Raw genomic sequence first — 25,696 nt, forward strand, 5'->3', positions numbered from 1 at the left:
GGTTTATGTTTAAACGATAACTGCTTATTTCGCAATACGTTTATATTTCATGCGATGTGGTTGAAGGGCTTCAGCACCGAAGGTTTTCTTCTTCCATTCTTCATAATCGGAGAAGTTGCCTTCATAGAACGTCACCTTACCTTCATCGCCGTAGTCTAAAATATGAGTGGCGATACGGTCCAAGAACCAGCGGTCATGGGAGATAACCATGGCGCAGCCCGGGAACTCTAGAATCGCATTTTCCAACGCACGCAGCGTTTCCACATCAAGGTCGTTTGTCGGTTCGTCCAGTAACAACACGTTACCACCGGCTTGCAATAATTTCGCTAAGTGCAAACGGCCGCGTTCACCACCGGAAAGTTCGCCCACGCGTTTTTGCTGATCCACGCCTTTGAAGTTGAAGCGTCCTACATAAGCACGGCTTGGAATTTCAAAGTTACCGATTGTTAAAATATCTTGTCCGTTAGAAACTTCTTCCCACACGGTTTTCTTGTCGTCCATCGCATCGCGGAATTGATCTACGGAAGCTAACACGACGGTTTCACCTAAAGTGATGGAACCGGAATCCGGTTGTTCTTTGCCGGAAAGCATACGGAACAAGGTCGATTTACCCGCACCGTTTGCCCCGATAATCCCAACGATAGCGCCTTTCGGAATGCTGAAAGACAAATCATCGATTAAAGTGCGGTCGCCGTAAGATTTACTTAAATGTTGCACTTCAATCACTTTATCGCCTAAGCGTGGACCAGGTGGAATAAAGAGTTCGTTGGTTTCGTTACGTTTTTGATATTCGCCGGAATTAAGCTCATCAAAACGCGCCATACGTGCTTTGCTTTTCGCTTGGCGACCTTTTGGATTTTGGCGTACCCATTCCAATTCTTTCTCAATGGATTTTTGGCGGGCAGATTCTTGCGCTTGTTCTTGCGCCAAGCGTTTTTCTTTTTGTTCCAACCAAGAAGAATAGTTACCTTCCCAAGGAATACCTTCACCACGGTCAAGCTCTAAGATCCAGCCGGCGACGTTATCTAAGAAGTAGCGGTCGTGGGTGATTGCCACCACGGTGCCTTCGTAGTCGTGTAAGAAGCGCTCTAACCACGCTACGGATTCTGCATCCAAGTGGTTGGTCGGTTCGTCCAACAACAACATATCCGGTTTTTCGAGCAATAAACGGCAAAGTGCCACGCGGCGACGTTCGCCCCCAGATAAATGCTCGATTTTGGCATCCCAGTCCGGCAAACGTAACGCATCAGCGGCGCGTTCTAATTGGTTATCTAAATTATGCCCGTCATGCGCTTGAATGATAGCTTCCAACTCCGCTTGCTCAGCGGCAAGTTTGTCGAAATCAGCGTCAGGATCGGCATATAACGCATAAACTTCATCTAAACGCGTTAACGCACGTTTAACGTCACCCACGGCTTCTTCAATTGCTTCACGCACCGTTTGTTGGGGTTCAAGTTTTGGTTCTTGCGGAAGATAACCAATTTTAATGCCGGGTTGCGGGCGAGCTTCCCCTTCGATTTCTTTATCAATGCCCGCCATAATGCGAAGCAACGTGGATTTACCTGCGCCGTTTAAACCGAGCACACCAATTTTGGCGCCCGGGAAAAAGCTTAGGGAAATATCTTTTAGAATATGACGTTTCGGCGGAACCACTTTGCCTACTCGGTGCATCGTGTAAACGAATTGTGTTGACATAATTTTTCTCTGGTTAAGGGAAAAGTGCGGTCATTTTTGTCGATGTTTTTACATGAGGAATGACCCTAAAGAAACAATAAAGCATAAAAAATCATTGCCATGATTCAGGCGGCTCATTCTACTTGATGTTTGCCGTTGTGCCAATTTATCGCAGTAAAATTTTAGGCATAAAAAAACCTCTCCGAAGAGAGGTAGGAAAGTAGTTTAGCTATTTATGATTATTTTATTTAGGAACTTTATGAATATCAAGCAATCACTTGATGGTGTTGAATGTTATCGATTTTTCAGTGAGAAGCAAAATGCAAAATTAAGTTTGTTTGATATAAATCAGAAAAAACGAGTGATTTTTTCATGATGGATGCTTTTTTGAGCGCACTGTGGTGCATTTTTATTTATGCTAAAATAATGAAGTCAAATTTATCGGGAAGGTGATCCAGTGAAAAAAATAAGCTTATTTTTTATAACCTTAATTTGTGCCCAAACGCTTTTTGCGCATCCTCATGCGTTTATTGACATGAAAACGAAGGTGTTGGTGGACAAACAACAATTAGTCGGGTTTTCGATGCAATGGATTTTAGATGAACCCAGTTCGGCTGCCGTGTTATATGATGTAAAACAAGCAAAAGGCGACAAGAAAGCATTGCAGAAATTGATTGATGAGGTTATCGGCAATGTGGTCAATGAGCATTACTTTAGCTATTTATTTGATAAGCAAGGCAATAAAGTAAAATACAGCGCGAAACCTCAAAATTACGGGATGAAGAGCAGTGGAGCGCAGGTGTTGTATTATTTTGATTTTATGTTGTCAAAACCGCAGCTTTTGCAGGATAACGAATTTACATTAAGTACTTACGATCCGACTTATTATGTTTCTATGTATTACGATCAGCCTTTTCATTCGGCTGTCGATTTTTCTCAATTACCGGAAAATTGTCGTGGCGAAGTGCTGGAGCCTGATGTTAATGAAAAGCTCAAAGCCTATGCTTCCTCGTTAGATCAGTCTCAACGCAACGAAGATGACACCCTTGGCGCGCAGTTTGCACAAAAAGTGCGGTTAATTTGCAAATAGTTTTTAAGAAATTCATGAAATCTCGTTTATTTTCTTTCCTTTTATTCGGCATATTGGTGCTTGCCTGCGTTTATCTGTTCCCATGGTTATTTTCCCATGTTGTACTCTGGCAACGGGAATTTAATCAGCTCATCTCTGCTTATTTACATGCCATTAAACAACAGCCCGTTTATGCCGGCAGCCTGCTCATTTTAGTGAGTTTCTTATATGGTGTGTTTCACGCTTTGGGGCCTGGGCACGGCAAGTTTATTATTGCCGGCTATTTAGCGACTCACCAGACGAAGCTTGCACGTAGTATGCAAATCACTTTCTTCTCTTCTTTAGCGCAAGGATTAGTTGCCATTGTGGCGGTGTCTGTTGTGGTGCTGATTTTGCAGCTTTCCTCCGCTTACTTCAATTTAAGCCAATTATGGTTGGAACGAACCGCTTATGTTCTGGTGATTTTGCTTGGGCTAAGTTGGTGTTGGAAAAGTGGGAAAAGATTGTATAAACAACATCGACAGACGAAGCAAAAGCCACAAATTCGCCGAATTGAACACCGTATCGCAAATGAGATACGGTTTGACGTGGCGATCGCCCCAAAAAGTGCGGTAGGAATTTCAACTGTTTTTCCAGAAACACATACGGAACACTACGCCAACTGTGGTTGTGGTCACCAACATATTCCGGATCCCGATGCTTTGAATCAAAACGTAAATATAAAGGAAAGCGTATTGATTATTTTGAGTATCGGCATGCGACCTTGCTCTGGTGCGATTTTTGTTTTGTTCCTTGCCTATATGCTGGATTTATTTGCTTGGGGGATGGCGGCAACATTAGCGATGTCTCTTGGCACGGGAATCACGTTATCGGCGTTTGCGTTATTGGTGCGCTATGCTCGCTCAACAGCGATTAAAATCGGGCAATGGTATCGCCGACCTTTTGCAGACATAGATATAGAGGCCGTGTCGAAATGTTTTGCCGGTATCATATTGATTTTCTTTGCGTTAGCGTTGATTTATGGAACGACCTTGCCGGTAAGCGGAGGCGCGACATTATTTGCGAGATAAAAAGAGGCTAGAGTAAAAAGGATTCAGCAGAAAAAATAAAAGCCCATAAGGAGGCTACGGGCTCAAACTCTTTTGGTATGCTTTAGCTTTTATAAAAGGAGACAAATAAAAACTATCCAAAAGAAAAAATTGGCTCCTCCTGCTGGACTCGAACCAGCGACATATGGATTAACAGTCCACCGTTCTACCGACTGAACTAAGGAGGAATAAATTTGGTATCAAAAGATAGGCCGCGTATCTTACTTATCCCTCTATAGGTTGTCAACACTTAACATAAAAAATATTTTCCTGTTTTTAGTGTGATATTTCTATCCACAAACTCTGTGGATAAGTTTGTGAGTTATTATTTTAAAAAGCATCCCATTCCCGATAAAATCAGGCTTTATTGAAATTCGATATAAAATTGATTGTAAAATGACATTTATTTATTTTTCAACTAGTTAATAAAAATCTAGAGAATTTTTTAAAATTTTTTTATAAATTTGTGAGGGAACACACTTGACAATCCTAACTCTGTGTAAAACTTCATTTTTTATCACTCAATCTGGAGTAGTAAATATGCTAAAATGCACAGCATTTAGAAAATACCGTAAAAAATGACCGCACTTATGTCAGAGAAAATTAACACCAAGCCTTTTATCCTTCATTCCGATTTCAAGCCTTCCGGCGATCAGCCACAAGCCATTGCCAAACTCGCCGAAAATTTAGAAGACGGCTTGGCGCATCAAACCTTACTAGGCGTTACGGGTTCCGGAAAAACTTTTACGATTGCCAATGTGATTGCGCAGTTAAACCGACCGGCCATGTTGCTTGCCCCAAATAAGACGCTCGCGGCTCAGCTTTATGCGGAAATGAAAGCCTTCTTTCCTGAAAATGCGGTGGAATATTTCGTCTCTTACTATGATTATTATCAGCCGGAAGCCTATGTGCCGAGCAGCGACACCTTCATTGAAAAAGATGCGTCCATTAACGATCAAATCGAGCAAATGCGTTTGTCGGCGACTAAATCTTTTTTGGAACGTCGAGATACTATCGTGGTTGCCTCGGTTTCCGCTATTTATGGTTTGGGCGACCCGGATTCTTATTTGCAAATGATGTTGCATTTGCAACAAGGGGCGATAATTAATCAGCGTCAGATTTTGGCGAAGTTGGCAGAATTGCAATATACGCGCAACGATCAGGCGTTTCAGCGCGGCACATTTCGTGTACGTGGGGAAATTATCGATATTTTCCCGGCTGAATCCGATGAGCGCGCAGTACGCATTGAATTATTTGATGATGAAATTGAGCGTTTAAGCTTATTTGATCCACTCACCGGAAGCAGTTTTGGTGCTATCCCACGTTTCACCGTGTATCCGAAAACGCATTATGTGACGCCACGCGAGCGCATTTTAGATGCCATTGAAAAAATCAAAGTGGAACTGGCACAACGACGGGAATATTTCATTAAAGAGAATAAATTGTTAGAAGAACAACGCATTAGCCAACGTACTCAGTTTGATATTGAAATGATGAACGAATTGGGCTATTGCTCGGGGATTGAAAACTACTCACGTTATCTGTCGGGCAGAAATGAAGGCGAACCACCGCCAACCTTATTTGACTATATGCCGTCCGATGCCATTTTAATTATCGATGAATCTCACGTCACCGTGCCGCAAATTGGCGGGATGTATCGTGGCGACCGTTCCCGTAAAGAAACGTTGGTGGAATATGGTTTCCGTTTGCCTTCAGCGTTGGATAACCGCCCGTTACGTTTTGAGGAATTTGAACGTTTGGCTCCGCAAACTATCTATGTTTCGGCTACCCCGGGGCCTTATGAGCTAGAAAAATCCGGTGCGGAAATTATCGATCAGGTTGTGCGTCCAACAGGCTTACTGGATCCGCAAATTGAAATTCGCCCGGTGTCCATTCAGGTGGATGATCTGCTTTCTGAAGCACGTCAACGAGCGGATAAAAACGAGCGCGTTTTAGTGACGACGCTGACTAAAAAAATGGCGGAAGATTTAACGGATTATTTGGATGAACACGGGATTCGAGTGCGTTATTTGCACTCCGATATTGATACGGTGGAGCGTGTGGAAATTATCCGTGATTTGCGCCTAGGTGAATTTGATGTATTGGTCGGGATTAACTTATTACGGGAAGGCTTGGATATTCCCGAAGTATCACTCGTGGCGATTTTAGATGCGGATAAAGAAGGTTTTTTACGTTCTGAACGTTCTTTAATTCAAACCATCGGACGTGCCGCGCGAAACTTGAATGGTAAAGCGATTTTGTATGCAGACAGCATCACCAAATCCATGGAAAAAGCCATTACGGAAACCAATCGCCGCCGTGAAAAACAAACGAAATATAATGAAGAACACGGCATTGTGCCACAGGCGTTAAATAAAAAAGTGGGTGAATTGTTAGATATCGGTCAGGGCACCAATCAAAAAGCGAAAGCCAATAAACAACGTGGAAAAATGGTGGCAGAACCGACCGCACTTTATACGGTGCCAACCTCACCGAAAGAATATCAACAACAAATCAAGAAACTGGAACAGCAAATGTATAAATTTGCGCAAGATTTGGAATTTGAAAAAGCCGCTGCGGTGCGCGATCAATTACAGCAATTGCGGGAAAGTTTTATGTTATCTGGCGAGTAAAAGTGCGGTCATTTTTCTCGGTGTTTTTATAAAAAAAGGCGAAATCAATTCGCCTTTTTTGTTTTTTAAAGATGCTTTATTGCACTAATAAATAGAAATTACTGTCACCACGGATGATATTTAACGCAATAGCAGATGGTTTGCTATCCAAGGCTTTGCGCAATTGACCTAAGTTTTCAACTTTTTGGCGGTTAATGCCAATGATCACATCGCCATTTTTCAAACCACGTTGTTCCGCTAAGGAGTTTGGTTTGATTTTACTAATAGACACGCCTTTTACGCCTTTTTCATCGTAGTTATTCAATTCTGCGCCATCTAATGCCGGTAATAGGCTATTGGCTGTGGTTTGGGTTTGATCGTCTGATTGTAACGTGACTTTGGCAGTATTGGATTTGCCATCGCGTAAATAAGTCAATTCAATTTGTTTGCCGGCACCCGAAGTGGCAATTTTGGCGCGCATTTCTGCAAAGCTGGAAACCACTTGTCCGTTCATTGCTGTGATGACATCGCCTGCTTTTAAACCTGCTTTATCGGCGGCAGAGCCTGGCATTACTTCGCTCACGAAAGCGCCTTTTTTCGCTTCAATGTCAAAGGCTTGGGCTAAATCAGCATTTAATTCTCCTCCCTTAATGCCTAACATACCGCGACGAACTTCACCAAATTCAAGAATTTGTTGTACGAGATTGTTCGCCATGTTGCTCGGAATCGCAAACGCAATACCCGCGTTGCCGCCACTTGGAGAAATAATGGCGGTATTAATGCCGATGAGTTCGCCGTTTAAATTGACGAGCGGGCCACCGGAGTTACCACGGTTTACTGCCGCATCGGTTTGAATATAGTTTTCGTATGTGCCGCTGTCAGAACCCATAGAGCGACCTAAGGCAGATACAATACCGGAGGTAACGGTTTGTCCTAAACCGAACGGATTACCAATAGCAACCGTGAAATCGCCTACGCGTAATTTATCGGAATCCGCGAGTTTAAGTGCGGTCAAATTTTTCGGATTTTCTACTTGAATCAATGCCACATCAGACATTTCGTCAGCACCGATCACTTTCGCTTTAAATTCGCGGCCATCGTGTAATTGCACGGTAATTTTATCAGCATCTTTAATCACGTGGTTGTTTGTTAATACATAACCTTTTTCTGCATTGATAATGGCGCCGGAACCAATGCCTTTGAAATTACGCGGTGCGCGATTGCGATCGAACATATCCGGGCCAAAGAAGAATTTAAATTCTTCCGGAATATCATCATCCATTTCAGCTGAACGGCCTTTTTGTTTTCCTTCGACGGAAATAGACACCACGGAAGGTAATACTTTTTCTAACATCGGAGCCAAGCTTGGGAGTTGTTGTCCTGCTACGATGGCAACAGGTGTTTCCGCTTGGCTCATCATTGGGGTTGTTAAAATGCTTAATCCGAGAGCAATGCCGGTTAAAACAAAATGACGTTTTTTCATTAAATGTTCTCCAATCAAAAAAATAAAAAACGAAATCTCAATGAGTTTCGGTGATGACTATGACAAGTAAAATGGTTGAATGTTCTTGGTTTTTTATTTAATTCATGAGGAAAAAGAAAAGTGCGGTGACTTGTTAAAATGAATGTTAAGAAAAATAAAAACGCCCTTCAATTGAAGGGCGCTTGTTGAATTATCTTTCTGCTTTGAATAAACCTGAAGAACCTTCGGAATAGTCTTTCGGTGGATCTTCTGTTTTAGACGGGGAAACGTTGCCTTTTTCATCCAGTAAACTGTGTTGAAACAAGGTGCTGTCATTCAATTCCGGCAGTAGTTGATTCGAGGAGCGAGCAAGATGTTGGTACAGTTTTTGATAATCTTGTGCGAGAGATTTCAACAAATCGGCGCTTTCCGCAAAATGTTTTTCCAATTGTTGTTTTTGGCTTTCCAATTGCTCTTTTGCGACTCGCAATTCCGCTTCGGTTTTCACTTGTTTTTTGGCGGACTCTTTTGTGAGTCGTAATAAGAAATAACCAATAACAAAACCAACCACTAAACCAATTAACGCGGCTTGCCACATTTCAGCTGCCCAAGTTTGCATAAAGAACCTCCTCTAATTTATGTGAAACAATTAGTTGAATCATAGCCTGAACCGCTTTCTATTTCCATGTGTTAGATCACAGAACGAAAATTTTTCGGAAAATAAAAGGGCGAATATTTTTCGCCCTTCAAAAACGTTTTTAAAAACGACCGCACTTTATGACCAATTTTCGCGTTTTGCTTTTTGTAATTTGGCGTAGGCAGCCAGTAATTTTTGATGCTCATCGAAATTGGCAAGGGTTTCATCGCTAGCAGGCAAATTATAGAACGGATTTCCCCCTTGAATCGCGGCCCACGCAAACGCCACCGCGTCTTTACCGTACATTTTCTCGAACACCGGACGATATTGTTGCGGATCGCGGTGTTCATCCATAAACAATTCAAGGCTGCTGATTAAGCAACGATAATAGTTGGCGCGTTCGGCGGTAAACACGGAGCTGTTCATATTATATGTCCAGTTCGCCCAGTCTAACGCCATTGCCAAGTCGCCTAACGCGAGATAAAGCATGGATTTTAATTCGCCGATGCGCAAGGTTGTCCAGCCGCTGGCTTTCGGTGCCACGACGCCGATAAATTCACGCACGCGGGTGGCATCGTCAATGCCTTGTTCATCCAGTTCATCCAAGAGTTCTTGGTAGGTTTCTTGGTCGTGGTGGAAGTGCGGTAAGTCCAACAGGATTTCGCGCCAGTCCATGCCCATGTTGCTGTTGGCGTAAATTAAGTCGTCTGCAGGATAAATATCGGACATGCCCGGCACGATGATGCGACAGGCGTAAACACCTAAGTGATTGTAGTCCATGATGTAAACCTCTTTGTTTTCCTCGTGGAGAATCGCCATGAGGTTATTATATTCTTCATGGGTATCTTTGCCGGAGAAATCCCAATCGGCGAACTCGTAATCCGGTGTGTTTTTGAATAAATCCCAAGAAATTAAACCGCTGGAATCAATAAAGTGGGTTTCCAAATTGGCGTGTTCTGCCACATCATCGTTATTGAATGACGGCGGGGCGAAAACGTCCAACTCTTTTAGGCTGCGACCTTGTAATAATTCGGTGACGGTGCGTTCTAATGCCACTTGGAAGTTTGGATGTGCCCCGAAAGAGGCAAAACACGTGCCATTGGTTGGGTTGAGCAAAATGACACAAATCACCGGGTATTGACCGCCAAGAGAAGCGTCATACGCCAAAATCGGGAAACCTTCCTGTTCCAGTTTGTCGATAGAGGCTTGAATGGACGGATAACGCGCCATCACTTCTTGTGGAATTAACGGCAGGCTGATCGCTTCTGCGATAATTTTATTCTTCACATAGCGCTCAAACACTTCGGACAATCCCTGCACTCGGGCTTCAAATTGGCTGTTGCCGGCGGACATACCGTTGGAAACATAGAGGTTAGAGATAATATTTTGCGGAATATACACTGTCTGTTGATCCGATTGGCGTATATAAGGCAGCGCGACAATACCTCGCTCATAATTACCCGATTGCAAGTCCACTAAAAGTTCAGGAGTCAGCTCCTGATTCGGATCGAAATGTTCAAATAAATGAGCGTCTAAAATCCCTTGAGGCAACAATGCCTCGTCTTCAATCGGGAACCATTTTTCGTTCGGATAGTGCACAAAATCGCTGTTGGCAATATCTTGCCCTAAATAGAAATCCGTCCAGAAATAGTTGGTGGAAAGACGCTCAAAATATTCGCCTAATGCCGAAGCTAATGCCGCTTTTTTACTGGCCCCCTTGCCGTTGGTGAAACATTGCGGGCAGTCTTTGTCACGAATATGGACCGACCACACATTAGGTACGGGATTTAACCACGAGGCTTCTTCAATGTGAAAGCCAAGTGCGGTCAGTTTTTGTTGAAATTTTTCAATACTTTCCTCAAGGGCGGCGTCTTTGCCGAGGATAAAGGTTTGTTCGGTCATAATGTTCCTATTTTTGATGTATTTTCTTCTTGAATAACTAATAAAAATATGAATTTTTCCCCTTTCCCGTAAATAGGCGAGGGGAAAATAAATTGAATTTAAATCGGTAATCCTGCGAGCACGGCATAACCTTCTTGTATGCCATGCACGCGATAGTCTGTATCTGCTTCAATGAACGCCGCTTGCCCTTGTTTCAAAGTGAGTTTTTGTTGTGCGGCTTCCAAGGTTATTTCGCCCACTATCACTAAGAGAATCGTGCCGTTTAAAGTGCGGTCGGAAATCTCGGTGTTTTTTGCGTAAGGCATATTGCTCAAGGCAAAATCGGCAATGGGCATCGGGTAGGTGTAAACCTGATTTTTAGGCGCCGGCGCGATAATCTGAGGGACAATTTCACTACAATCGATGATTTTTAGCAATTGTTCGATATCAACGTGTTTTGGCGTTAGACCGCCACGAATGACATTGTCGGAACAGGCCATTAGTTCAATATTTTGTCCGCGTAAATAAGCGTGTGGCACGCCGGCCGCTTGGAAAATACCTTCGCCAACCTGCAAATTCACAATATTGAACAGGTAGAAACTCATTAAACCCGCATCCAGTTTGTCTCGGGAAATATTCATGGCGTGCAATGTGTAAAGCACCCAGTAATCAGGATTCTGCATAGCAAGCTGATTTTGCTCGTAAGCCTTCTGTTGGCTATCAATAATCGGCAAGAGCCATTGCGCTAATTGATCTTGTGTTGCCAACATAATGTCAGCGTAAAAATCCGCTAAATTCTGCGAGGCTAATTTTGTTGCCAGTTCCGCAAGTGACGGGCGTTGACGTAACGTATCGAGAATTTGGGCCTTGGTTTTAAAACCATGTAAAAGCCAAAAATCGGACAAAGCAATCATCATTTCCGGCTTATGGTTATCGTCCTTATAGGTGCGCTTCGGATCATTTAACGGAATGCCTGCGGCATTTTCTTGCGCAAAGCCAATTTCGGCCTGTTCTTTGGTTGGGTGTAACTGAATGGAAAGAGGATTGGCGACATCTAAAATTTTCAGTAAATAAGGCAAATTATCCCCAAATAATTGGCGGCTTTGTTGTCCAAGTGCGGTGGGATTTTGGTGTAAAAAATCGCCTAACGATATTTCCTCTTGTGCGTAAAGAATCTGTGACGGTGCCGAAGGGTGAGCGCCAAGCCAGTATTCGGCATAGTGAGATTCAGTTTTATCAATATGCAATAAATGAGGAATATAACGTTCACCGCCCCACACATAATGTTGAAGGCGACCATTCAGCGGATAAATACCTGCCATAATTTGCTCTCTGTTAGATTTGCTGTTCTATAAAATCGGGGCGCATTCTAGCATATTCTCACCTTTGGCTGTTGCTATAGAAAAGCTTTTTTTATACATTTAGCAGCGTCTAACATTTCTTTTTTAACCAAATTAAATGTAGACGTTTCCCGTGATGAATAATGCCTCAACTGAGGATATTCGTGAAATTACGGCATAACATGCAAGAATAAATAAACATTATCGGCACTGAGGTGCCGATTTTTTTATCTAAAATCAGTGTGTTAATCAGAAAACAGGTTTTCTTTTTAAAATGCGATCTTCATCATATTTTTTACTGACGTATTGAAGTAATATTCCACAAAGCACTTTGCCTTTGAAGGGAAAACACCAGATCTGGCAAGTGTGGTATTTGGGGCATAAACCATGTCGTAAATTAAGGAGAAAACGTATGTTTAAACAGCTTCAACAGGTTGGTAAGGCATTTATGTTGCCAATTGCCATTTTACCTGCAGCCGGTTTGTTACTAGGGATTGGGGGCGCATTATCTAACAAAGCCACCGTGCAAGCCTATCCATTATTAGATCATTCGGTTTTGCAAGGTGTGTTTCAGATCATGTCGGCAGCCGGTTCGGTGGTGTTCGGTAATTTGGCATTATTGCTTTGTATCGGTTTGGGTATTGGTTTAGCCAAGCGGGATAAAGGGGTTGCAGCACTGGCGGCAACGGTCGGCTATTTAATCATGACTGGTACGATTGCGGCATTGATTCCGCTGTTCTCACCGGAAACCAAAGGAATTGATACAGGGGTGATCGGTGCTTTGGTGATGGGCTTGATTACCGTCAAACTGCACAATAAATATCATAATATTCAATTACCTCAAATTTTAGGTTTCTTCGGTGGTTCTCGTTTTGTGCCGATTGTTACCTCTTTTGCGGCGATTTTTGTCGGCGCCATCTTCTTTTTAATTTGGCCGACATTTCAAAATTGGTTATTGTCTGCCGGTGAACATATTGCTTCCATGGGCGCAATCGGAACATTCTTTTATGGCTTCCTCATGCGCTTATGTGGTGCAGTAGGCTTGCACCACATGATTTATCCGTTATTTTGGTACACCGAATTAGGCGGTACGGAAATCGTGAATGGTGAAACCATTATTGGAGCGCAAAAAATCTTCTTTGCCCAATTAGCGGATCCGAATCACCAAGGTTTATTTACCGAAGGTACACGTTTTTTCGCAGGTCGTTTTGACACCATGATGTTCGGCTTGCCGGCAGCCTGTTTGGCGATGTATCACTGTGTGCCGAAAGCGCGTCGTAAAGCCATTGGCGGGTTATTCCTTGGTGCAGCGTTGACCTCTTTTATTACAGGGATCACCGAGCCTATTGAATTTATGTTCTTATTCGTTGCACCTTGGTTGTATGTTTTCCACGCCTTTTTAGACGGCGTTTCCTTCTACATTGCCGACATTTTGAATATTTCCATCGGTAACACGTTCTCCGGCGGATTTATTGACTTCCTGTTATTTGGGATCTTACAAGGCAATGAAAATACCAACTGGTTTAATGTGATTTGGGTCGGCGTATGTTGGGCGGCGTTATATTATTTCAGTTTCCGCTTCTTAATTACCCAATTTAATGTGATGACCCCAGGACGTGCAGAAGAGCAAGAAGACAGCGTGGAACAACAAACCTCTTCTTTAACGGAAAACGCCCACGAGATCATCAACGCCCTAGGTAGCGCAGAAAATATTGAGAACGTGGATGCCTGTATTACTCGTTTGCGGGTAGCGGTGAAAGACGTCAAATTAGTGGATAAAACACGATTAAAAGCGTTAGGTGCCGTTGAAGTGTTGGAAGTCGGTGGTGGCGTACAAGCAGTTTATGGTGCTAAAGCAGTATTATATAAAAGCGAGATTAACCAGATTTTAGGTAAAGAAGATTAATTTTTTCTTCGCTATGAATGTGAACGGTCAGAAAGGGATTTATTTCTGACCGTTATTTTTTTCTTCAAAGACTAAAGATCTTCCGCTTGTTTTAACGCTTCTGCCGGTTGTAAAAACGCAGGGATTTTTGACCGCACTTTTTGTGGATTCAGCGTTAATGGATAGGTGCGTTTTTGCGCCACGATAACTGTCAGCGGGGCAAACCAACCGGCGGTTTGATGGGACAGCGCCAAATTCTGCTGTTCCAAAATATCAAAGTTGAGTAATTCTAACCAATCAATGATCCGCCAAATGCAATAATGACGCGCAGGGAAGTCACCTGTTTTTGATTTAAAAAATAGGCAGTTAAGCGGATTAAACAGACTGAGGAACAAGTAGCCGTCATCGGTGAGAACGCGGTGGGTTTCGCGCAACACTTGATGGGGATCTTGGACAAAATTCAGCGTGTTGGCCAACACACAAGCATCCAACTGCTGTTGAATAAAGGGGAGTTCGGTAAGCTTGGTTTGTACAATGGAATGATTATCGTCTAAAAGTGCGGTCAAATTTTCCGTTATTTTTTCGCTGAGACTAATTTGGTGGCGCAAGGGCAAATCACATTGAATTTCTGCACTAAGTCCGCCAATTTTCAGAATCTGATAACCACAAATTTTTGTAAACCAAGGGGCAAAATAAGCGTTTAATGCGTTACAATAAGCGCGCCCATTTGGCAGTTGTTGCCAACCGGTGGGCATCGCCAGTGACTTTTCATATTTAGCACGCCACATCATGGTAACTCCGAGGTTCTATGTTAATTCCGATTCCTGCGTTAAACGATAATTATATTTGGCTTTATGCACGGGAAAATTTACCGTTGCTCATCGTTGATTTGCCTGAAACCGACAAGCTGTTTCACTTGTTGGAAGAACAACATCTCTCCGTTGATGCGTTGTTGCTGACGCACAACCATGCGGATCACACAGACGGTGTTGCGGCGTTCAAGCAACGTTTCCCGCAAGTGCCGATTTATGGTCCGGCAGAGTGCGCTGCTTGTGGGCTGACGCAGGTGATTAATGAAGGCGACCTTATCACCGAACATTATCGAATTCAAGTATTGCCCAGTGGTGGGCATACGGCGCAGCATGTGAGTTATTGGGTGGATGGGCATTTGTTTTGTGGTGATGCCTTATTCTCCGCCGGTTGCGGGCGAGTGTTTACCGGTGATTACGCGCAAATGTTTGCCACCATGCAGTGTTTTGCAGCGTTACCTGATGACACGATTGTTTGCCCAGGGCATGAATATACGTTAAGTAATTTAGCGTTTGTGCAAAACGTTTGGGCAAACAAAAGTGCGGTGGAAAATCATCGTGTTTTGGTGGCGCAATTACGTGCTGAAAATAAACCAAGTCTACCCACCACGATAGGCTTGGAAAAACATATTAATCCGTTTTTAACGGCAACCACCTTGGCGCAATTTACCCAATTACGCCAAGCAAAAGATACGTTTTAGAAATTTGATGCTTCGCAATAAAATTGCAGATTAATGGCTTTTTTCTTGCGCTAATTTGCCCAAACATGGGCAATTCAGCTAGAATATAGCCCGTTTTTATGTCTATTTTTTATATTTTAGTGGGATAAATGTTGCCGTATTTGTTGTGTCAACATAATAAAGTGCGGTGATTTTTCATGTATTTTTTATGACGATTTTAGTTCTTGGTATTAATCACAAAACCGCCTCTGTTGCCTTACGGGAAAAAGTCGCTTTTTCTGATGAAAAACGTGCTTTTGCTTTGCGTCATATTCGGCAAATTGAATTAGCCGAAAGTGCGGTGATTTTATCCACTTGTAACCGAACTGAAGTTTATCTGCACAATAAAACCGTCCCACCACAAGAAACGCAACATTGGATTCGCCAAGCTATACAATGGTTCGCTGAAATTCATCAACTGGACTTAGCCGAGCTTCAGCGTTGCCTTTACACTTATGAAAACCTACCGGCAGTCAATCATTTAATGGAAGTAGCTTGTGGCTTGGATTCATTGATTTTAGGCGAGCCCCAAATTTTGGGACAAGTGAAGCAAGCTTATCAAATGAGCGAGCAGCACTATCAACAAGAACAGCAAGCTATTTCCGGCGAATTATCCCGTTTATTTCAAAAAACATTTTCCACGGCAAAACGCGTGCGTACAGAAACCAATATAGGTGAAAGTGCGGTATCTGTGGCATACGCTGCTTGCAGTTTAGCGCGCCAAATTTTTGAATCGCTGAGCGAATTAACCATTTTGTTAGTAGGCGCGGGAGAAACCATTGAATTGGTTTGCCGTCATTTATTGCGTCACGGTGTAAAAAACATGGTGATTTCCAACCGCACTTTAGCCCGCGCAGAAGCCCTCGTGGAGAAATTAGATACAACGGTGGATATTCAAATCCTGCCGCTAGAACAGTTACAGCAGGGCTTAAATCAAGCGGATATTGTGATTAGCTCTACCGGCAGCCAGCATATTTTGATAAACCGCAACATGGTTGAAAAGGCGCAAATCATGCGCCGCTATCGTCCGATGTTGTTGGTGGATATTGCCGTGCCGCGTGACATTGAAGAAAGTGCGGCGGAATTAGACAGTGTTTATCACTATACGGTGGATGATTTACAAAATATCATTCAACATAATTTAAGCCAACGGGAACAAGCCTCTGCGCAGGCAAAGGAAATTATTCAGGCGGAATGTGCGGATTTCTTTGCGTGGTTGAAAGTCCATCAGTTTTCTAATTTGATCCGTCGTTATCGTGAAGAGGCGGAACTTACTCGTCAGGATTTGCTAGAAAAAGCGATAGTTTCCTTACAACAAGGCGAAGAGGCGGAACAAGTGTTACAAGAATTAAGTTATAAATTAATGAATAAATTGATCCATTCGCCGACAAAAGCCATGCAAACCATGGTGAAAAATGGTAATGCGGTGGGTCTGCAAACCTTTTCTAAAGCCTTGGGAATGTACGATGAATAGTCGTTCCGAATGAATTTAAATGCTGTTTAAAATCAGTCAATTTACTTTTACGGGAGAAAAAAATGCGAGAAAGTCCTCAAATCGCGAATGTTGATCTAGTAAAACAAATGAATAGTGCGGTGGTGTATAAGCTCATCGATCAGCAAGGTCCTATTTCCCGTATTCAAATCTCTGAAATAAGCCAACTTGCTCCGGCAAGTGTGACTAAAATCACCCGTCATTTACTTGCTCGCGGTTTAATTAAAGAAGTAGAGCAACAAGAATCGACCGGTGGGCGTCGTGCAACCTCGATTATGGCAGAGCATAAACATTTTCGTTCTATTTTAGTGGGCATTGGACGTGAGCATTTAACGTTAGCCATTATGGATTTGTCCGCCAAATTAGTGAATAAATCCGTCTTTACGCTTGAGAATTACCCAACACCACAAGCATTTGAACAGTTTTTATTTCAACGCTTGGATGAATTTATTCAAGAAAACCAAAAGCACAGCAGTGAGTTTATTGCTATCGGTATCACTGTTCCCGGCTTTGTGGATGTTAAAAGCAACATGATTGAACAGGTTCCGCACTTTGACTTAAGCACGCCTTGGGACTTGGCAAATCACGTTGCCGAACGTTTCAATTTACCTACCTATATCGGGCATGATGTGCGTAGTTTAGCTCTTGCGGAGCACTATTTTGGTGTCACCAAAGATTGTTACGATTCGTTGCTATTGCGTATTCATCGCGGTGTTGGTGCGGGAATTGTGATTAATCACGAACTCTTTTCCGGCTATAAAAAGAATGTGGGCGAAATTGGGCATATTCAGGTGGATCCGTTAGGAAAACGTTGTATGTGTGGCAATGTGGGCTGTTTGGAAACGGTGGTCAGCAATTCAGCGATTGAAAATAAAATGTCAGAGTTATTGGAAGACGGTTACCAAAGTAAATGGCTTTCTTTGGAAGCTCATGACATTGAAGCCATTTGCAAAGCCAGCAATAAGCAAGATGCGGTAGCCACAGAGTTAATTGAACACGTTGGTACACAAATCGGGCGCGTGTTGGCGATGAGCGTCAATATGTTTAATCCGGAAAAAATTGTGATTTCCGGTGAAATAACCCAAGCCAAAAATGTCTTATTTGCCGCAATTCGTCGCACCTTGGAAAGTCATGCATTACCGGCGTTTGTCCAAAATACGCCATTAGTCGCATCGGAGCTTAGCAATGAAGATGTGATAGGTGCTTTTGCTTTAGTAAAAAGAGCGTTGTTTGACGGCAGTTTATTGCGCCGTTTAATTGAAGAATAAATCTTTAAGAGAAAAGTGCGGTCCTAAAAAAAAATATTTTTGAGAGCCGGAGTGACTAAAAGTTATTTAGGTTGAGAGAGGAGTAAACTAAGCGTTGAATAAAATTAACGCGATTTGTTTAATCTCTATCCGAATGATCTAATTTTATTTATTTTCCCAAAAAAATGGTTGACGAGTAGGGGCAATATCCGCATAATACGCCCCGCAAAGTCAATGAGATGATTGCAAAGAAATGGCTATGTAGCTCAGTTGGTTAGAGCACAACACTCATAATGTTGGGGTCACAGGTTCGAATCCCGTCATAGCCACCATATTTGCGGGACTGGCGAAATTGGTAGACGCACCGGATTTAGGTTCCGGCGCCGCGAGGTGTGTGGGTTCAAGTCCCTCGTCCCGCACCATTTATTTCATTGATATCAATATAGTAGTTGGGGTATCGCCAAGCGGTAAGGCACCGGGTTTTGATCTCGGCATCCCTAGGTTCGAATCCTAGTACCCCAGCCATACTATTCTTAATTTCTGCTTTTAATAAACATCTATTGGGGTATCGCCAAGCGGTAAGGCACCGGGTTTTGATCTCGGCATCCCTAGGTTCGAATCCTAGTACCCCAGCCACCTTTTTTGTCTTTCCTACCAGCTAATTCGACTTGAATTAATTTAATGAAAATTTTTATCGTAATTATCTACCGCACTTTTTATTATTGAAGGAATTGGATTTTTTAGTCTTGGTATTTCTCCCAAGAAGAGTCATCCAAAATTTTACCAAAATGGCTTTCGATTAGTCGTTTAGTAATATCCGTTTGTGGATCGGTGAAAATTGAACGTGTCTCACCATATTCAATCATCACGCCGTCTTCCATCACTAAAATTTCATCGGCAATATGCTTAATAATCCCCAGATGCTGACCAACATAAATATAGGCAAGTCCCAGTTTGTTTTGTAATTCTAGCATTAAATTAGTCAGTTGGGTTTTCACCGTGGTATCTAATGACCCGACCGCATCATCAATAATGATAATTTGTGGATCTAAAATTAACGCGCGCGCAAGGGCAATACGCTGTTTTTGGCTCACGGAAAGCGTATTAATTTTGATGTTGGCATGATCAGGATGCATTCCCACTAATTTCAAAATGTTAAAAATTTTCTGATTGCGTTCTTGCTCATTTAGATGTGTGGCCAATAGCAATGGCGTATCAAGAATTTGTCCCACATTGAGGCGTGGATTAAATGCCGTATTCGGATCCTGAAACACCATGCGGATATGTTTGGAGCGATAGTTGTAATCACCGAAAGTGAGTGGTTTATCTTTGAATAGGATTTTACCTGAAGTGGGTTCGGTGATGCCTACGATCATTTTTGCCAAGGTAGATTTTCCTGAGCCATTACGTCCGATAATCGCCAATGTTTTGCCCGCTTCGAGGGAAAAACTGATTTCTTCCACTGCGCGAAAATAACCGGGGTTAAGCAGACCGAGCGTATTTTTAAATGATTTTGTGAGATCTTCCACTTGTAATAATGGCATTTTCTTTCCTTTATTCTTGATCGGAACTTAAAGTGAGCGGTTGAATCAATTCTTTTTCTTTGATTTTCTTTTCCCTTAAATTGATGGGGAAATGACAGAAAAATTCATGCTGTTTAATACGAAGTGCGGTCGGTTTTACGATACATTTTTTCTGCGCAAATGGACAACGCGGGCCAAGACGACAGCCAATCGGCATTTGTTCCAGTAGGGGAACTGAACCTTTGAGTGTGCCAAGTTGACTTTTAAAAGGCAAAGGTTGAGTGAAATCTGGAATGGAATGCAACAAGGCTTGAGTATAGGGGTGATGTGGGGTTTCTAAAATATTCTCTTTAGGGCCGGATTCTGCATTTTGTCCGCAATACAGCACAATAAACGAATCACACCATTCGCTGATGGTGTTAATGTCATTACTGGCAAGTAAAATGGATGTGCCTTGATTTTGATTCATACTTGAAAGCAGACGGAATATTTGCACTTTTGTAATGGATTCCACCGAATTTGCCGGTTCATCGGCAATCAGTAATCGAGGTTGGTTTGCCACGGCAATGGCAATCATGACTTTTTGCCCTTCTCCTTCCGTTAATTCATGAGGGTAACTGCGCATGATATCTTTGTGTTCTTTGATTCCGACGCGATGAAGTAACTCAATGGCGCGACGTTTTTTCCAATTAAATAAACGCTGCCACCAACGACCTTTAAATGTCCATCCCGGGATACTTTGGATGAGTTGTTTACCAATTTTCTGGCTAGGATCAAGACAGGTTAACGGATCTTGAAACACCATCGAAATTTCTTTACCCACCAGTTTGCGACGTTGTGCCGGTGTGAGTTTTAATAATTCAACATCGTTAAAACGGAAACGATCAGCGGTGACAATCCAAGAATCTTTAAAGGCATTACAGATAACTTTAGCAATGAGGCTTTTGCCCGAACCGGATTCACCGACCAAGCCACAAATTTCCCCTTCATCGATTGTAAAACTCACATTATCGACAATGCGGATTAACCCGTTTGGGGTTTGGATATCAATGCGAAGATTGCGAATATCTAAGAGTGCCATAGTTATCTACTCATAATATTTGGTAATCGCTCGGCATAGCCCATTGGTAAACACCAAGCCGATTAGTACGCTGATGATAATTGCAAGTCCCGGCAGAATAACCGTCCAAGGGGCTAAATAAATTAATTCTAAGGAATCTTTTATCATCGCCCCCCATTCCGGTGCTGGGCGTTGTGCGCCAAGAGAAATAAAACTGAGGGCACTAATATCCAAAATAGCAATCGTAAATGCACGGGAGATTTCTTGAATATATTGTGGTGCAATGTTGGGTAAGATAGTTTCTTTCAGTAACACGCTGTTAGAGATGCCGTCTAAGCGTAACATCAATACATATTCTTTTTTGAGCTCTGCTTGAATGCTGCGATAAATTTCATGTACGAAATAAGGTAGCAATGCTAAGGTGATTGCCAACATGGCGTTAATTAAACTTGGTTCCATTAAAGTGGCAATAATGATTGCCACTAATAACACCGGAATGGTGAGGAACGCATCTAAAAAATGCCCCAGTACACGAGATTTAATGCCTTGCGACATGCCTGCCCAAATGCCAAGTCCACCACCGATAAGGGCGGTCAGAATTACCACAATAATCGCTGCGCCAACGGTATAGGTCGTGCCAATAATGATACGACTGAGCACATCCCGACCAATATCATCCGTTCCTAAAAAATAGGCGATTTGACCGTTATTTGCCCAAGAAGGCGGCATAAGTTCTTGCCCGATAAATTGCATTTCTGCTGAGTAGGGGGCAATGAATGGACTAAAAAGTGCGGTCAAAATCAGCACTAAAAGAGCATAAAAACTGAAAAGTGCAATGCGATCTTCTCGGAAGAGTGCCCAAATATGCTTTAATGTGTCGCTTTCGCGAAAATCTTCAGGTTCTCTATCTTGCATGCCAACCCTTCTTATTTAACGGATCCAAAATAAAGATTAAGCTTTCAGATGCCACTTTAATGACAATAATACAAAGCCCGATAGTAATGATGCCGGCTGAAATACTGTTGTAGTCTTGCTGTGTGACGGCATCAATTAACCAACGCCCGATTCCCGGCCAACCTAAGGTGTTTTCAACCAACATACATTGTGTAATCACCAACGTAAATAAACGGGTGGTGTGAGGAATTAACAAAGGCAAGGTGTTGCGTAAAACGTATTTACGTAACACGCTAAATTTCGACCAACCTCGCGTGGAAGCAACTTTAACGTAGTTTTGCTGGAAGATAAATTCAGCTCGTTGTTGCACTAAATGTACGATTTCCATGGTGGGTAAAATGGTTAAAACTAAAGTCGGTAATGCCAAGTGTTGCAAAACGTTTTGGATGATTTTAATTCGATAAGGGGCTTCAACAAACCAAACGTCAATAATTGGGAAACCGCTAATCGGCTTGATTTCATAAAGTAAATTGTATTGCCCGATAGCAGAAATTTCCCACGCATTAATTGCAGAAAAGTACAGTAAAATCGGCGCAATCCAAAATACCGGCAAGGAGAGGCCAACAGCAGACAAAGTGCGGATGGTTTTTCCGATAAAATTAGCGGGATAAATTGCACCGATGAGCCCAAGGGGAATACCAAATAATGTTGCCAGTAAAATGGCACAAAAACAGAGTTCTAGTGTTGGCGGTAATACAGTAAAAATTGTCGATTTAAGGGCTTCACCACCGTTATAGCTGATGCCTAAGTCACCTTGGATAAGGCGCACCAAATAATGAAAATACCCATTGTAAAAGTGCGGTGTCATTAATTCGGCATTAAGCGGATCCTGCATCAAAATCAGGTAACTGATTAATGTTAAGATCAGGAACGTTAAAACGAGAAAAACACATTGTCGAATCAGAGAATTAAACATTACTTGTGTCCTTTTCGTAGTGATAGCGTCGAGAAGTTCAAGGTACCGAAAGGCGTCATCTCAATATTTTGTACGCGCCCATTGGCAACCAAAACCCGTTTGACGTTTGCAATAGGGATGATCGGCAATTCCGACAAAATTAATTCTTGCGCTTGGTTGTAAGCTTCGGAGCGAATCTGTTGATTGGAACTATCTAATGCACTATCCATGATGTTATCGAAGTGTTCGTTGCACCAGTTGGATAAATTGGTGATTTCGTTTGAGGTGCTACAACTTAAAATCGGGCGCATAAAACTGTCGGGATCTAAATTTCCCCCGAGCCAACCGGTTAAAATCATGTCGTAGTCTTCAGATTTATTATGTAATTGCTCAATTAAAAATGTCCGGGTGACTGGACGAATATTCACGTCAACGCCGGCATTCGCAAGATCTGATTTAATTAATTCCGCCATTTTAAGCGGAGCCGGGTTATATACCTGTTCTTCGTTAATCACCCACATCGTCAGGCTTAATTTTTTATCTTGTAACACTTGTTTGGCTTTCAATGGCATGAAGTCATGCTCAAAATCCGGCGTATTCACACTTGAAGCCCAAGAAATATTCGGAATGATATTATTCGCCACCGTTGCCGTATTGTGATAAATCGTTTTAATAATTCTTTTACGATTAATGGCTTGAGAGATGGCGTGTCGCAATGCCGGATCTTGTATTGCCGCTTTTTGGAAATTAAACGCCAAATATGCCAAATTCATGCCCTCAACACTTTTCATATAATAGCGTTCGTCATTTTCTTTCAGTAATCCTAGTTGGCTAACTTCCGGATAAGACGAAATTTGGCATTCACCGTTAAAAAATTTCACCAAACGCCCAGTACGATCTGCAGATAAATCAATCAGAATGTCATGAATTTTAGCTTCTTTTTTCCAATAGTCTTCGTTTTTTTCTAAACGCACATATTGATTGCGGAAATAGTTTTTGACTTTATACGGGCCGGTGCCGACAGGCAAGGTATCCAGTTGCACTAAATTATCATCGGCATTGAGCTGTACGGCATATTCTTGCGAGAAAATAATCGCGTATTGACTTGCTAAGTGAGACAAAATGGAAGCATCAGGTTTGAATAAGGTAATCTCTACCGTATGCGGATTGATGGCTTTCACCGATTCAATTTTTTGGTTTAGCTTAATGCTTTCAAAATAAGGAAAGCGCACCTTTTTCGCCTGTTCATGGAAAATACGATATTGCGGATTTTTATAGCTGACGGAGGTTTGTTCTAACGTCGGTAAATAAGTCTCATAACCTAACACCCGATTGAGCGAAAACACGACATCATCCGCATTAAAATCGCGGGTCGGTTTAAACCAATCTGTCTGATGGAATTTAATCCCGCGGCGCAAATGAATGGTAATCACCTTGCCATCGGGCGAAAGCGAGTAAGATTGTGCCAATACAGGGATTGGCTCGGCAGCCATGTTCGAAATTTCAAACAGTTTATTGTAAATCTGCTCTGTCACCACGTTCATACTGGTTCCCGCATCCGCTGTTTGTGGATTAAAGGAAAAGCCGGAAGCATGCGTGCAATAAATCAATCCGTTATCGGTGAGTTCTTCAGGCACGCGCGGTGCCGCCGTTGCAGAATCCACCGCAAAAGCAAACAAACAAACGGGCGCAAGGATTTTTTTATACAACATCATAAACGGATCAACAGGCTAAAAATGAATGCCAAATTGTAAGATATATTCCGTGGATATTCTAGCGAATCTGCCACTTCTGGAAATTTGTCGCCCAAAATGACCGCACTTTTCTTCCATTATTTCCTTAATCCCAAGCAAATTAAGCTCATCTTCATTTTTTCGGTATAATATCGTCCATTATCTATGTCATATAGCCTTAATCATAAAGAACGGAAACTATGCTAAATCATCTGCAAAAAGAATTAAATGAACTGGTTAATCGCGGTTTGGATCGTACATTACGCATTGCCGTGACGGGGTTGAGTCGAAGTGGGAAAACCGCTTTTATTACGAGTTTAATTAATCAGTTGTTACACATTAATCGCGTCGATAATAGCCATCTTCCCTTGTTTGATGCGGCACGCCGACATGGCATTATTGCGGCAAAACGTATTCCGCAATTGGATTTGTCCGTTCCTCGTTTTGATTATGAAGGCAATCTTAACGCATTGTCTCAGCAACCACCGAAGTGGCCACAGTCCACCAAAGGCGTAAGTGAAACACGTCTGGCGATTCGTTATCAGCGCAGTGGCGGTTTGTTACGTCATGTGAAAGAAAAGGGGACGTTGTATCTGGATATTTTTGATTATCCAGGAGAGTGGTTGTTGGATTTGCCGTTGTTGGATTTGGATTTTCAGCAATGGTCGCTAGAATTGCAACGACAGCTTAATTCAACGCATCTGAAATTAGCGCAAAACTGGTTGGAAAAAGCTCAAAACGTGAATTTAACCGCGCCGGCGGATGAGGATATTTTGGCGCAGCTTGCCAAGGATTACACCGATTATTTATGGCAATGTAAACAGCACGGCTTGCATTTTATTCAGCCGGGACGATTTGTATTGCCCGGTGAGCTGGAAGGGGCACCGGCTTTGCAATTTTTCCCCTTATTGCATCTAACCGAATCACAATGGCAACAATTGAAGAATGAAGCGAAAGAAAACAGCTATTTTGCAGTGTTGCAAAAACGCTACGATTATTACCGTCGGCACATTGTGAAAGATTTTTATCAACAGTATTTTTCCACTTTTGATCGGCAAGTGATTTTGGCGGATTGCTTAACGCCGCTGAATCACAGTCGCGAAGCGTTTGAGGACATGCAATTAGCGTTACATCAATTGTTTCGCAATTTTCATTACGGCAAACGTAATTTTTTGAACCGTCTTTTTTTGCCGAAAATCGATAAATTGATGTTTATCGCCACCAAAGCAGATCATATCACCACCGATCAGTTGCCGAATTTGGTCAGCCTCATGCGCCAGTTAGTACAGGAAGGCGGGCGTTACGTGGAGTTTGCCGATATTGCTACCGATTACACCGCCATTGCGTCTATTCGGGCAACGCAACAGATGGTGGTAAATCAACATGGTCGTCAATTTAAAGCCATTCAAGGCGTGCGGAGTAGCGATTTGCAAAAAGTCACGCTTTATCCCGGCAGTGTGCCGAGTAAATTGCCGAGTGCTGATTTTTGGCAAGATCAAAAATTTGAATTTGATCAGTTTGAACCGCGCCGTTTAGAACAAGGCGAAAACATACCGCACTTACGAATGGATGCCGTGTTGCAATTTTTACTGGGCAATAAGTTATAACAGGAGCAA

Annotated in this window: 19 protein-coding genes and 5 tRNA genes; 12 read left to right on the top strand and 12 right to left on the bottom strand. The window is 42.5% G+C overall.

What is annotated here, in order from left to right:
- Positions 1-24 precede the first annotated feature (24 nt).
- The gene (gene ettA / locus DK415_RS06430; protein ID WP_109432933.1) at positions 25-1,695 is read right to left on the bottom strand and encodes an energy-dependent translational throttle protein EttA; all 1,671 of its coding nucleotides are present in this window, start codon (positions 1,693-1,695) and stop codon (positions 25-27) included.
- A gap of 436 nt (positions 1,696-2,131) precedes the next feature.
- Here ettA and zevA point away from each other — a divergent pair, with 436 nt between their 5' ends.
- Complete coding sequence (gene zevA, locus DK415_RS06435) at positions 2,132-2,764, top strand: zinc transporter binding subunit ZevA (protein WP_162540477.1); 633 nt, start codon at positions 2,132-2,134, stop codon at positions 2,762-2,764.
- A 14-nt stretch (positions 2,765-2,778) separates the two neighbouring features.
- Entirely contained in the window at positions 2,779-3,813 is a 1,035-nt protein-coding gene (gene zevB, locus DK415_RS06440) for a zinc transporter permease subunit ZevB (RefSeq protein ID WP_109432935.1), read from the top strand.
- Positions 3,814-3,943: 130 nt separating this feature from the next.
- On the opposite strand, the gene DK415_RS06445 is transcribed toward zevB, so the two are convergent.
- Positions 3,944-4,019 (bottom strand) — tRNA-Asn (locus tag DK415_RS06445).
- A 402-nt stretch (positions 4,020-4,421) separates the two neighbouring features.
- Here DK415_RS06445 and uvrB point away from each other — a divergent pair.
- Entirely contained in the window at positions 4,422-6,464 is a 2,043-nt protein-coding gene (gene uvrB / locus DK415_RS06450; protein WP_109432988.1) for an excinuclease ABC subunit UvrB, read from the top strand.
- 76 nt (positions 6,465-6,540) lie between these two features.
- On the opposite strand, the gene DK415_RS06460 is transcribed toward uvrB, so the two are convergent.
- The 4 genes from DK415_RS06460 to manA all read right to left on the bottom strand — a co-directional run bounded on the left by DK415_RS06460 (position 6,541) and on the right by manA (position 11,745).
- On the bottom strand, positions 6,541-7,926 hold the full coding sequence (locus tag DK415_RS06460; protein ID WP_109432936.1) for a Do family serine endopeptidase: 1,386 nt from the start codon (positions 7,924-7,926) through the stop codon (positions 6,541-6,543).
- 190 nt (positions 7,927-8,116) lie between these two features.
- The gene (locus DK415_RS06465) at positions 8,117-8,524 is read right to left on the bottom strand and encodes a Z-ring associated ZapG family protein (RefSeq protein ID WP_109432937.1); all 408 of its coding nucleotides are present in this window, start codon (positions 8,522-8,524) and stop codon (positions 8,117-8,119) included.
- A gap of 156 nt (positions 8,525-8,680) precedes the next feature.
- Positions 8,681-10,444, bottom strand: coding sequence for a 30S ribosomal protein S12 methylthiotransferase accessory factor YcaO (ycaO, locus tag DK415_RS06470; RefSeq protein ID WP_109432938.1), 1,764 nt, complete (start codon positions 10,442-10,444; stop codon positions 8,681-8,683).
- A gap of 98 nt (positions 10,445-10,542) precedes the next feature.
- The gene (gene manA, locus DK415_RS06475) at positions 10,543-11,745 is read right to left on the bottom strand and encodes a mannose-6-phosphate isomerase, class I (RefSeq protein ID WP_109432939.1); all 1,203 of its coding nucleotides are present in this window, start codon (positions 11,743-11,745) and stop codon (positions 10,543-10,545) included.
- Between the two features lie 430 nt (positions 11,746-12,175).
- On the opposite strand from manA, the gene DK415_RS06480 reads away from it, so the two are divergent.
- The gene (locus DK415_RS06480) at positions 12,176-13,669 is read left to right on the top strand and encodes a PTS transporter subunit EIIC (RefSeq protein WP_109432940.1); all 1,494 of its coding nucleotides are present in this window, start codon (positions 12,176-12,178) and stop codon (positions 13,667-13,669) included.
- Positions 13,670-13,740: 71 nt separating this feature from the next.
- On the opposite strand, the gene DK415_RS06485 is transcribed toward DK415_RS06480, so the two are convergent.
- A complete protein-coding gene (locus DK415_RS06485; RefSeq protein ID WP_109432989.1) occupies positions 13,741-14,436 on the bottom strand; it encodes a methyltransferase domain-containing protein in 696 nt (231 codons plus the stop codon).
- 20 nt (positions 14,437-14,456) lie between these two features.
- Between DK415_RS06485 and gloB the strand changes: the two genes are divergently transcribed.
- The 7 genes from gloB (at position 14,457) to DK415_RS06520 (ending at position 18,551) form a co-directional block, all read left to right on the top strand.
- Positions 14,457-15,158, top strand: coding sequence for a hydroxyacylglutathione hydrolase (gloB, locus tag DK415_RS06490; RefSeq protein WP_109432941.1), 702 nt, complete (start codon positions 14,457-14,459; stop codon positions 15,156-15,158).
- Between the two features lie 187 nt (positions 15,159-15,345).
- Complete coding sequence (hemA, locus tag DK415_RS06495) at positions 15,346-16,650, top strand: glutamyl-tRNA reductase (protein WP_109432942.1); 1,305 nt, start codon at positions 15,346-15,348, stop codon at positions 16,648-16,650.
- A gap of 62 nt (positions 16,651-16,712) precedes the next feature.
- The gene (locus tag DK415_RS06500) at positions 16,713-17,936 is read left to right on the top strand and encodes an ROK family protein (RefSeq protein WP_109432943.1); all 1,224 of its coding nucleotides are present in this window, start codon (positions 16,713-16,715) and stop codon (positions 17,934-17,936) included.
- A gap of 234 nt (positions 17,937-18,170) precedes the next feature.
- Positions 18,171-18,247, top strand: a tRNA-Met gene (locus tag DK415_RS06505).
- Between the two features lie 5 nt (positions 18,248-18,252).
- Positions 18,253-18,337 (top strand) — tRNA-Leu (locus DK415_RS06510).
- Between the two features lie 28 nt (positions 18,338-18,365).
- Positions 18,366-18,440 (top strand) — tRNA-Gln (locus DK415_RS06515).
- A 36-nt stretch (positions 18,441-18,476) separates the two neighbouring features.
- Positions 18,477-18,551 (top strand) — tRNA-Gln (locus DK415_RS06520).
- 104 nt (positions 18,552-18,655) lie between these two features.
- Here the strand turns inward: DK415_RS06520 and DK415_RS06525 are convergent.
- The 5 genes from DK415_RS06525 to DK415_RS06545 are packed head-to-tail and all read right to left on the bottom strand — an operon-like array spanning position 18,656 to position 24,059.
- Entirely contained in the window at positions 18,656-19,459 is an 804-nt protein-coding gene (locus DK415_RS06525; RefSeq protein ID WP_109432944.1) for a peptide ABC transporter ATP-binding protein, read from the bottom strand.
- A gap of 10 nt (positions 19,460-19,469) precedes the next feature.
- Complete coding sequence (locus DK415_RS06530; RefSeq protein WP_048750579.1) at positions 19,470-20,519, bottom strand: peptide ABC transporter ATP-binding protein; 1,050 nt, start codon at positions 20,517-20,519, stop codon at positions 19,470-19,472.
- A gap of 6 nt (positions 20,520-20,525) precedes the next feature.
- The gene (locus DK415_RS06535) at positions 20,526-21,413 is read right to left on the bottom strand and encodes an ABC transporter permease subunit (RefSeq protein WP_109432945.1); all 888 of its coding nucleotides are present in this window, start codon (positions 21,411-21,413) and stop codon (positions 20,526-20,528) included.
- Positions 21,403-22,368, bottom strand: a complete 966-nt coding sequence (locus DK415_RS06540) for an ABC transporter permease (RefSeq protein ID WP_109432946.1) — start codon at positions 22,366-22,368, stop codon at positions 21,403-21,405. The genes DK415_RS06535 and DK415_RS06540 overlap by 11 nt, the downstream gene beginning before the upstream one ends.
- Positions 22,368-24,059 carry an ABC transporter substrate-binding protein gene (locus tag DK415_RS06545; RefSeq protein WP_109432990.1) on the bottom strand — a complete coding sequence of 564 codons (1,692 nt, stop codon included), beginning with the start codon at positions 24,057-24,059 and terminating at the stop codon, positions 22,368-22,370. Before DK415_RS06545 ends, DK415_RS06540 begins: the two co-directional genes overlap by 1 nt.
- A gap of 221 nt (positions 24,060-24,280) precedes the next feature.
- On the opposite strand from DK415_RS06545, the gene DK415_RS06550 reads away from it, so the two are divergent.
- Complete coding sequence (locus DK415_RS06550) at positions 24,281-25,687, top strand: YcjX family GTP-binding protein (RefSeq protein ID WP_109432947.1); 1,407 nt, start codon at positions 24,281-24,283, stop codon at positions 25,685-25,687.
- Positions 25,688-25,696: the final 9 nt, after the last annotated feature.

Source organism: Aggregatibacter segnis (assembly GCF_003130075.1).
Lineage (GTDB): Bacteria > Pseudomonadota > Gammaproteobacteria > Enterobacterales > Pasteurellaceae > Aggregatibacter > Aggregatibacter segnis_A.

Bases quoted from the DNA above. Each gene is read 5' to 3' on its own strand.
- DK415_RS06485 (WP_109432989.1), bottom strand. From the start codon at position 14,436: ATGTGGCGTGCTAAATATGAAAAGTCACTGGCGATGCCCACCGGTTGG.
- manA (WP_109432939.1), bottom strand. From the start codon at position 11,745: ATGGCAGGTATTTATCCGCTGAATGGTCGCCTTCAACATTATGTGTGG.
- zevB (WP_109432935.1), top strand. From the start codon at position 2,779: ATGAAATCTCGTTTATTTTCTTTCCTTTTATTCGGCATATTGGTGCTT.
- ettA (WP_109432933.1), bottom strand. From the start codon at position 1,695: ATGTCAACACAATTCGTTTACACGATGCACCGAGTAGGCAAAGTGGTT.
- DK415_RS06540 (WP_109432946.1), bottom strand. From the start codon at position 22,368: ATGTTTAATTCTCTGATTCGACAATGTGTTTTTCTCGTTTTAACGTTC.
- ycaO (WP_109432938.1), bottom strand. From the start codon at position 10,444: ATGACCGAACAAACCTTTATCCTCGGCAAAGACGCCGCCCTTGAGGAA.
- DK415_RS06465 (WP_109432937.1), bottom strand. From the start codon at position 8,524: ATGCAAACTTGGGCAGCTGAAATGTGGCAAGCCGCGTTAATTGGTTTA.
- DK415_RS06535 (WP_109432945.1), bottom strand. From the start codon at position 21,413: ATGCAAGATAGAGAACCTGAAGATTTTCGCGAAAGCGACACATTAAAG.
- DK415_RS06530 (WP_048750579.1), bottom strand. From the start codon at position 20,519: ATGGCACTCTTAGATATTCGCAATCTTCGCATTGATATCCAAACCCCA.
- DK415_RS06480 (WP_109432940.1), top strand. From the start codon at position 12,176: ATGTTTAAACAGCTTCAACAGGTTGGTAAGGCATTTATGTTGCCAATT.
- DK415_RS06545 (WP_109432990.1), bottom strand. From the start codon at position 24,059: ATGTTGTATAAAAAAATCCTTGCGCCCGTTTGTTTGTTTGCTTTTGCG.
- DK415_RS06460 (WP_109432936.1), bottom strand. From the start codon at position 7,926: ATGAAAAAACGTCATTTTGTTTTAACCGGCATTGCTCTCGGATTAAGC.
- DK415_RS06550 (WP_109432947.1), top strand. From the start codon at position 24,281: ATGCTAAATCATCTGCAAAAAGAATTAAATGAACTGGTTAATCGCGGT.
- gloB (WP_109432941.1), top strand. From the start codon at position 14,457: ATGTTAATTCCGATTCCTGCGTTAAACGATAATTATATTTGGCTTTAT.
- DK415_RS06500 (WP_109432943.1), top strand. From the start codon at position 16,713: ATGCGAGAAAGTCCTCAAATCGCGAATGTTGATCTAGTAAAACAAATG.
- uvrB (WP_109432988.1), top strand. From the start codon at position 4,422: ATGTCAGAGAAAATTAACACCAAGCCTTTTATCCTTCATTCCGATTTC.
- hemA (WP_109432942.1), top strand. From the start codon at position 15,346: ATGACGATTTTAGTTCTTGGTATTAATCACAAAACCGCCTCTGTTGCC.
- DK415_RS06525 (WP_109432944.1), bottom strand. From the start codon at position 19,459: ATGCCATTATTACAAGTGGAAGATCTCACAAAATCATTTAAAAATACG.